The 8,376-nt window shown below is 61.0% G+C and carries 8 protein-coding genes; 5 read left to right on the plus strand and 3 right to left on the minus strand.

Features of this window, described 5'->3' with window-relative positions; all coding sequences use genetic code 11:
- Nucleotides 1-11: 11 nt before the first annotated feature.
- Genes ASD31_RS24975 through ASD31_RS24985 form a run of 3 tightly spaced genes read right to left on the minus strand, consistent with a single transcriptional unit; the run spans nt 12 to nt 3,245 of the window.
- Nucleotides 12-1,007, minus strand: coding sequence for an ABC transporter permease (locus ASD31_RS24975; RefSeq protein ID WP_056340627.1), 996 nt, complete (start codon nt 1,005-1,007; stop codon nt 12-14).
- The gene (locus ASD31_RS24980; protein WP_056340630.1) at nt 973-2,562 is read right to left on the minus strand and encodes a sugar ABC transporter ATP-binding protein; all 1,590 of its coding nucleotides are present in this window, start codon (nt 2,560-2,562) and stop codon (nt 973-975) included. The genes ASD31_RS24975 and ASD31_RS24980 overlap by 35 nt, the downstream gene beginning before the upstream one ends.
- On the minus strand, nt 2,559-3,245 hold the full coding sequence (locus ASD31_RS24985; RefSeq protein WP_056340633.1) for a GntR family transcriptional regulator: 687 nt from the start codon (nt 3,243-3,245) through the stop codon (nt 2,559-2,561). The genes ASD31_RS24980 and ASD31_RS24985 overlap by 4 nt, the downstream gene beginning before the upstream one ends.
- Nucleotides 3,246-3,349: 104 nt before the next feature.
- Between ASD31_RS24985 and ASD31_RS24990 the strand changes: the two genes are divergently transcribed.
- From ASD31_RS24990 to ASD31_RS25010, 5 genes are all read left to right on the plus strand, one after another.
- Nucleotides 3,350-4,354, plus strand: coding sequence for an Ldh family oxidoreductase (locus tag ASD31_RS24990; RefSeq protein WP_056340637.1), 1,005 nt, complete (start codon nt 3,350-3,352; stop codon nt 4,352-4,354).
- 23 nt (nt 4,355-4,377) lie between these two features.
- Nucleotides 4,378-5,580 (plus strand): iron-containing alcohol dehydrogenase, encoded by a 1,203-nt coding sequence (locus ASD31_RS24995; RefSeq protein WP_056340639.1) that lies wholly within the window; start codon nt 4,378-4,380, stop codon nt 5,578-5,580.
- 19 nt (nt 5,581-5,599) lie between these two features.
- Nucleotides 5,600-7,063, plus strand: a complete 1,464-nt coding sequence (locus ASD31_RS25000; RefSeq protein WP_056340642.1) for an NAD-dependent succinate-semialdehyde dehydrogenase — start codon at nt 5,600-5,602, stop codon at nt 7,061-7,063.
- A gap of 22 nt (nt 7,064-7,085) precedes the next feature.
- Nucleotides 7,086-7,937 carry an alpha/beta hydrolase gene (locus ASD31_RS25005; RefSeq protein WP_056340645.1) on the plus strand — a complete coding sequence of 284 codons (852 nt, stop codon included), beginning with the start codon at nt 7,086-7,088 and terminating at the stop codon, nt 7,935-7,937.
- A gap of 193 nt (nt 7,938-8,130) precedes the next feature.
- On the plus strand, nt 8,131-8,376 hold a 246-nt coding region (locus ASD31_RS25010), incomplete at its 3' end, for a transposase (protein ID WP_056340649.1).

An 8,376-nucleotide genomic window follows, 5' to 3' on the forward strand; every position in this document is an offset into this window, starting at 1 on the left:
CAGTGCAGTGATCAGCGATTGGTGGTTAAGCGATGCGCAAGCATGGCGATGATGATGATTGCGCCTTGAACAGCCGCGACGAGGTATTCCGAGACCATGTCCGAAAGGACCATGACATTGGCAATGACCTCGAGAATGAGAGCGCCGGCGATGGTTCCTCCGATCCGTCCCCTGCCTCCTCGCAGGAGCGTGCCGCCGATCACGACCGCAGTGATGACCTGCAATTCCCAGAGCTGTCCCGTCGTAGGCGTTGCGGCGCCGAGCCGCGGGACGTAGCAGATGGCAGCCACCGCCACGCAGATGCCCTGGATCACGTAGGCCCAGGTGCGGACCCCGCCGACATTGACGCCGGAAAACCGCGCCACTTCGACATTCGATCCGGCCGAGGTCAGGCGACGGCCAAACTTCGTGCGGTAGAGCAGGAAGGCACCCAGAAGCGCGACCACGAAGGTGATGAGGACTGGGTAAGGAATTCCGAAAAGATCTCCGAAATATACCGGACGATAATCGTCACGCAGGCCACGGTCGATCGGCAGCGAGCCGCCATTGGTCATGAAGGTGATGAAGGCCCGGAAGATACCCATCGTGCCAAGCGTCACGATGAAGGGTTCTATGCGGCCAACGGTGACGATAAGACCGTTGAACAAGCCGCAAAGCGCGCCGACCACGACGGCCAGTCCTGCGCCCATAGGGATCGCCCAACTGCCGAACTGCGGCGCAAGGTAGTTCATCAGCATGATCATGATGCCGGTCACGAAGGCCATCATGGATCCGACTGACAGGTCGAGCCCGCCAGAAGCGATCACAAAGGTGGCACCGACAGCAATGATCGCAACGAACGAACTGCGCGTGATGACATTCATCACATTGGCGGAGGATGTGAAATTGGAATTGATCAGCGCTCCGAAGAGCACGATTACCGCAAGCGCGATGAACGGCGCGAAATCCGCCCAGCGGATGCGGCTTCCCTCGTCATCGACCGGCACCGTAATTGTCGCCGTGTTCATGTGTATCCTCCCCACTATTCCCCCGCCCGCCGGTTGTTGCGGCATAGACGACGTTCTCCTCGTTGATCTCGTCGCCTGTAAGCTCAGCGACGATCCTCCCGGCCCGCATGACAAGAACCCGGTCCGCAAGGCCGACGAGTTCCTGCATTTCCGACGAAATGACGATGCAGGCTTTGCCGGCCCGAACCATTGCGTCGATAAATTCGTAGATCTGGCTCTTGTTGCCGATATCGATGCCGCGAGTCGGCTCGTCGATGATGACCACTGACGGGTCCGACATCATCACCTTTGCCAGAAGCAGCTTCTGCTGATTGCCGCCGGACAGTTGGCCCGCATCGAGCCTCAACGACCGCACGCGGATATCGTAGTCGGACACGGTTCTCTGGAGGATCGAAAACTCGCCGCGCTTGTCCAAAAAGGCGCCCGGGTTGACGCTGTCCAGTGCCTGCAGGGTCAGATTGGGCGCAAGCTTTTCGTCCAGCAACAGCCCCTTGCCCTTGCGGTCTTCGGTCAGGTAGACGAGGCCCAGATTCATCAGCGTGCGGACGGTTCTGGTGCCGACCTCCTTGCCGTTGAGAGTGACCCGTGCCGCGTGTGACGGGCGCAGGCCCATCAGACCTTCCACCAGTTCCGTGCGTCCCGCACCGATCATGCCGCCGATCCCCAGGACCTCACCCGGCTTGACGTTGAACGATACCTTGTCCGGCCCGTGATCAACCGACAGATCGGCAACAGACAGAACAGGTTCGGCCACGGCCGGAGGACGCTTGTGCGGGTAGAGCATCTCGAGCTCCCGCCCGACCATTAATTCAGCCATCTCACGCTGGCCGAGACTGGCAGCGGGCCACGTCCCAATCATTTTCCCGTCACGCAAGACGGTGATCCGGTCAGCAAGTGCCTGCACCTCATCAAGGCGATGAGAGATATAGAGGACCGCGACACCGTGGTCGCGCAGGCTGCGGACAATATCCAGCAAAGCTGCGACCTCGTCGTTTGCCAGCACGGCCGTCGGCTCGTCGAGGATCACGACCTTGCGGTCATCCAGAAGCGCCCGGGCAATTTGTACCAATTGCCGCTGCGCAAGCGGGAGTTCCCCGACCCTGTTCCGAGGCCGGGCGGTGGAGCCAACGCGAGCGAGGAGCTCCGCGGTCCGCCGGTTCATGGCTTTGTCATCCACCATCGGCCCCGGCCCGAGCTCCCTACCCAGGAACAGGTTTTCGGCCACGGTCAAATCAGCCGCCAGCAGTATTTCCTGATGCACGAGGACAATGCCCGCAGCCTCGGCCTCGACGGCATTGCGAAACTGGATCCGATGTCCATTCATGCTGATCTGCCCAGCCGTCGGCGCGACATGCCCCGAGAGGAGCTTCATCAGTGTGGATTTGCCAGCACCGTTTTCACCGATGATGGCGTGTACCTCACCCGCGCGAACATCCAGCGTGACATCCGTCAGCACCGTGATCGGTCCGTAGGTCTTTCCCAGTTCCGTAGTTTGCAGCGCTATCGCCGGAGGAACGACTGCTTCGGCGGCAAGATTGGAAGAAATCGCGTTCATTCGAAAGCCGAGAGCAGCCGGTCGCGCGACCGTTCAATATGGACATACATAGCGTCATAGGCGCCTTGCGGATCGCCCGCCCGGAAGGCAGCCAGCAGCTTCTCGTGCTCTTCCAGGGCCTCCTGCGTGACCCGTGTATGAAACATCAGCCGGAAAATGTGCAGGTGGACGTGCTGATTGAAGAGCGTACTGCGGATGACCTCATTGCCGGCAATCTTCAGCAGCGCATCGTGAAAAAGGGCATCGGCGCGGGCGAAGCGCGAATAGCGCGTGTTACGGTCGACCGGGGTCTCGCCATGCCCCATATCAGCGGCCGATCGCTCCAGTTCCTGCAGCGCCTCCGGCGTCATGTTTCGAGCAGCCAGCCTCGCCCCCTCCGGCTCCAGAAGCAGGCGAAAAATGTACAAATCCTCGAATTGCTTGCGCGTCCACTGGGGAGCGGCGCTGTAACCGATTAAATGCTCCTTGCGCACCAGCCCTTCCCGCTCAAGGCGACTCAGGGCCTCTCGAACGGGAGTCTGAGACACGTTGAGTTCCCGTGCCAGGACATCCATCGGCATGCGCGCGCCGGGGGCGATTTCGAGCGACATCAGGCGGTGGTAGATTTCGTCATAGACGCCATCAACAACGCTGTTGGGTCTGATGCTGGCAGATCTGCTGTCACGTTGCGATGCGAATGCCACTCTCTTCTCCGGAAACTCGTCTTGACAGGATGCAGTTTGTTGCAAATAAGATATCCTATGTCAAATACAATATCGTATATGATCTGATATAGGATTTAACGACGATGAAGCTCTCGGTGGAACGGCTTCGGAGAATGGCGGTCGGCCTGCTTGAAAAGCGGGGCGCATCGCCAAGGAATGCCTGGCTGCAGGCCGACCTACTCATTGAAGCGGAGCTGCGCGGTCTTTCGTCTCACGGCCTGCAACGCCTGCCGCTGCTTCTTGGCCGTATCGAGAAGGGGCTCGCCAATCCGACTGCAACCGGGACCGCATGCTGGACCCGTCAAGCGTTTCTCAGTGTCGACGGTGAGCGCGGCCTGGGGCCTGTAGTGATGATGGATGCGATGAGGACAATGCAGGAGATTACCGCCTCATCGGGCTTGGCCATCGCGGCCATCCATAATTCCAATCATATCGGAATGCTCGCCTACTACGCCGAGGCCGCGGCGAAAGAAGGCCTGATCGGCGTCATCCTCTCTACCAGCGAAGCACTCGTCCATCCCCATGGCGGGACGGAAGCAATGCTTGGAACGAACCCGATCGCAATCGGCATTCCTGCCGGCGATGACCCCTTTGTTCTCGATCTCGCCACCAGCATTGTCTCGATGGGCAAGATCAACAATCACGCCCTGCGAAATGTCCCCATCCCGCCCGGCTGGGCGGTCGATGCCGGCGGCCGCCCGACGACGGATGCTCGCGCAGCCGGAAACGGAGCGATCGCGCCCTTTGGCGATGCGAAAGGCTACGGCCTGGGACTCGCAGTCGAGCTTCTCGTCGCCATGCTGGCGGGTTCAAATTTTGCTCCCGAGGTGCGCGGCACGCTCGACGACACCCAGCCTGCGACCAAAGGCGACATCGTGATTCTCATCGACCCGGATGCCGGGACCGGTGATGCGTCTGGTTTGGTTGCCTACCTTGATCGCCTCCGCAACTCGCGCGCGGCTAATCCCGGCCGGCCGGTTGCGGTTCCCGGCGACGGATCGCGTGCGCGCAGGGCCGGGATTCTGGCTGAGGGCATCGAGCTGCCGCAGCCACTTCTGGACACCCTATTGGCGCTCGAGGCCGCCTGACACATCATTGGAGGAAATTCGACATGAACTTATTCGGCACGATCAGGGCGCCGCGCGAGCTGATCTTCGGCTCCGGCCAGCGGCACGCCCTCGGCCGCATCGCCAGCACGCTCGGCAAACGCGCACTCCTGATCACGGACATGCGGCTGGCGGCAGACGCCGACTTCCTTGCAATGGTCGAAGCCCTGAAAGAGGCAGGACTGGCGGTGCGGGTGGACAGCTCCACCCTGCCAGACGTTCCCGTGGAATCCGCAGTTACGAGCGCGGCTGACGCACGGGATTTCACGCCCGATCTCGTGATCGGGATCGGTGGCGGTTCATGCCTCGATATGGCCAAATGCGTCGCCATCCTGCTCACACATGGGGGCAAGCCACAGGACTACTACGGCGAGCACAATGTCCCAGGCCCGGTTATGCCGCTCATCGCCATTCCCACGACGGCCGGCACCGGATCGGAAGTAACGCCGGTTGCAGTGCTGTCCGATGCCGAACGCAGCCTCAAGGTTGGCATCTCCAGCCCCTACCTTGTTCCAACCGTCTCCATATGCGACCCCGATCTGACACTTACATGCCCAACGGGCTTGACTGCGATCGCCGGTGCCGATGCCCTGACCCATGCAATTGAAGCCTTCACCGCCATCCGCCGCGATCCCGTGCCCGGGATTGCGCAGGATCGTGTGTTCGTGGGCAAGAATGCACTGTCCGACCATTTCGCCTTGCGCGCCATCTCTCTCCTCTGGCAGGGCCTCGAAGGAGCCTGCAAGGACGGCACGGATCGGGCGGCAAGGGAAAAGGTCATGATGGGGGCAACCCTGGCCGGGCTTGCCTTTGGCGTCGCGGGCACTGCAGCCGCACACGCCATACAATATCCGGTGGGTGCATTGACCCATACCGCCCATGGCCTCGGCGTCGCCTGCCTCATGCCCTATGTGATGAACTGGAACGCGCCCGTTATCCAAAGCGAGCTCCAGGACATTGCTCTCGCCGCGGGCTTGTCTCACGGCGATGAGGTCATCCCTGCGCTTACGGCATTATTTGAGACAATCGGCATCCCGCCGACCCTTCGCGAGCTGGGGCTTCCGGAGGATCGGATCGACTGGGTTGCAGAGCAAAGCTGCGGGATCACGCGCCTTATCCAGAACAATCCCCGCCCACTTCCGCTCCCTGACATGCGCCATCTCGTTGCTGCCGCCTATGTGGGTGATCGCACCGCGTTGAACCGATAAATCGAAGGATTACCTTGCCATGACTTTCCAAGGACAAATCTCCGGCTATGCAGACCCCGCCCTGCACGCACAAGGGCTTTATATCGGCGGCAGATGGGAAGCTGGTACCGGCATTCCGGTCTACAATCCAGCGACGGGCGATATTCTGGCCGAAGTGCCGGACGCCGCCGTCGACGATGCGCTCCGCGCGGTGGATGCTGCCGCGGCCGCCGCGGCGAAATGGCGGGCAACCCCGCCTCGCCAGCGCTCCGAAATCCTGCGCCGCTGGTATCAGTTGATGGCTGAGCATGCCGAGGAACTGGCCATGCTCATTGCACTCGAGAACGGCAAGGCACTGCCGGATGCGCGCGGCGAGGTCGCCTATGCCGCCGAGTTCTTTCGCTGGTATGCCGAGGAGGCTACCCGTATTCCCGGCGAATTCCGACATACGCCCTCCGGCTCTCACCAGATTCTCGTTGATCACGAGCCGATCGGCATTTCGGTTCTGATCACCCCTTGGAACTTTCCAGCCGCGATGGCGACGCGCAAGATCGGTCCGGCACTTGCCGCCGGGTGCACCGTCATCCTGAAGCCCGCTTCTGAAACCCCGCTCACAGCCTATGCCATGGCGCGCCTCGGTGAAGAAGCAGGTGTTCCGGCTGGTGTCGTCAACGTGTTGACGACACGCAACCCGGCGGCGGTTACCAACGCCATGCTGGCCGATCCGCGCGTGCGCAAACTCTCCTTTACCGGCTCGACCGGCGTTGGCCGGGGTCTCCTAGCGGAAGCGGCGAAGACAGTCGTGAGCTGCTCGATGGAGCTGGGCGGCAACGCACCCTTCCTCGTCTTCGATGATGCGGATCTCAATGCTGCCCTTGACGGGGCTATGGTCGCCAAGATGCGCAATGCCGGCGAGGCCTGCACCGCGGCCAACCGCTTTTATGTCCAGGCAGGAATCCATGATGCCTTCGTAAAGGGGCTGACCGAGCGGATGGCAAACCTGAAGATGGGCCCGGGTTACGACGCGGCGACGCAATGCGGTCCGATGATCACCCAGAAGGCTGTGCGCAAGATCGATCAATTGGTCACCGACGCCATCAAGCTTGGCGCCCGCGCAACAACAGGTGGCGCACCGTTGGAAGGCACAGGATATTTCTACCCGCCGACGGTGCTTGAAAACGTGCCTGTTGACGCAGCGATAGCGGCCGAAGAGATTTTCGGCCCGGTCGCGCCGGTCTACCGGTTCGAAACCGAAGCGGAGGCCATTCAACTTGCAAACGATACGGAATACGGCTTGGCCGCTTATATCTACACAGCGGATCTGAAGCGCGCGATGCGGGTCGGCAAAGGTATCGAGACCGGCATGTTGGGCATCAATCGCGGCCTGATGTCCGATCCGGCTGCGCCCTTCGGCGGCGTAAAGCAGAGCGGGCTCGGCCGCGAAGGAGGCGTGACCGGCATCCTGGAATTCATGGAGGCGAAATATTACGCCGTGGAATTTTGACGGGCCAAGGAAGGAGACGCAGATGACGGAACCGGATCTCTATCGCATCCGCGATTTCGTGCCGGACTTTGACGCAATCGCTGCCGAATTTACCGAACGCAGCCGCGCTCTGACGGCACGGGCAAATGTGAGGGCTGACATTGCCTATGGAGCCCGCCCGCGCGAAACGCTGGACCTGATCTTTCCAGACAATCCCGCCCCCGAAGCACCGCTGCATATCTTCATCCACGGCGGCTACTGGCGATCGGGGGAGAAGGAAAGCTACCGCCTGGTTGCCGAACCGGTGCTGGCGGCCGGCGGCGTCACCGCCTTGATTGAGTACGACCTTATGCCCGGCCAACGGCTACCGACCCTGGTCAATCAGGTCCGCCGCGCCGTGGACTGGCTTCAGGGTCATGCCCGCAGCTTCGGGGCTGACCCTGCCCGGCTCACCGTAAGCGGCCATTCCGCCGGCGCCCACCTCGCCTCCTTTCTGGCAGCCACCGGAGGGGAAGAGAGCGATCCGCCGTTCCTGCCCGCCGTCAATGGCCTCCTTCTGGTGAGTGGCATCTATGACCTTTCGGAAATACCGGACAGCTTTCTCCGTGACGAGGCCAAGATGACGCGGGGGGAGGCTGCCGCTTGGTCGCCTCTTGCATCCAATCAGCGTCAGGGCCCGTCGCGTATCATCGCTTATGGAGCGCAGGAAACAGCTCCCTTTCGTGAACAGGCGCAAGAACTTGAAGCGAGGCTGCGTTCTGCGGAGAACGCCGTCGAACTGCTGCAAGTTCCAGACCTCAATCACATGAGTGTGGTCCTCGATCTGGCGGATAAGGAGGGGGTTCTTGGACGAAAACTCCGCGAACTTGTGGAGCGGCAACCCACACGTCCTTGACGGCTTTTCCGCAAAACCGGCGACCATAGATTCAAATCAAGTCACATCCATTGGCGCAGATGTTGCGGTTCAACGTCAACAACGGGCATCGTGACCAGTTCTGCCTCTTCGACGTCAACGAGAGCTCATGACCTGAGCCCCTGAACTTCCTCCAAATTTTGGTAGAGTCCGTCACACTGAGGAGACGGACAGGATGAAGCATTCACGGTTCACGGACGAGCAGATCATCGGGATATTGAAAGAGGAGGAGAGCGGCCTGAGGACGGCCGATGTTTGCCGCAAGCACGGAATATCCGAAGCGACCTTCTACAAATACAAGGCCAAGTTTGGCGGTATGGAGGTTTCCGATGCTCGCAAGCTGAAGGCTTTGGAAGACGAGAACGCCAAGCTGAAGAAGCTGCTGGCCGAGACCATGCTGGACAACGCCATTTTGAAGGAC

This window comes from Rhizobium sp. Root482, from assembly GCF_001426565.1.
In the GTDB taxonomy this organism is placed as follows: domain Bacteria; phylum Pseudomonadota; class Alphaproteobacteria; order Rhizobiales; family Rhizobiaceae; genus Pararhizobium.

Excerpts from the sequence above, each read along its gene's own strand:
- ASD31_RS25000 (WP_056340642.1), top strand. The coding sequence starts at position 5,600 with ATGACTTTCCAAGGACAAATCTCCGGCTATGCAGACCCCGCCCTGCAC.
- ASD31_RS24975 (WP_056340627.1), bottom strand. The coding sequence starts at position 1,007 with ATGAACACGGCGACAATTACGGTGCCGGTCGATGACGAGGGAAGCCGC.
- ASD31_RS24995 (WP_056340639.1), top strand. The coding sequence starts at position 4,378 with ATGAACTTATTCGGCACGATCAGGGCGCCGCGCGAGCTGATCTTCGGC.
- ASD31_RS24990 (WP_056340637.1), top strand. The coding sequence starts at position 3,350 with ATGAAGCTCTCGGTGGAACGGCTTCGGAGAATGGCGGTCGGCCTGCTT.
- ASD31_RS25005 (WP_056340645.1), top strand. The coding sequence starts at position 7,086 with ATGACGGAACCGGATCTCTATCGCATCCGCGATTTCGTGCCGGACTTT.
- ASD31_RS24980 (WP_056340630.1), bottom strand. The coding sequence starts at position 2,562 with ATGAACGCGATTTCTTCCAATCTTGCCGCCGAAGCAGTCGTTCCTCCG.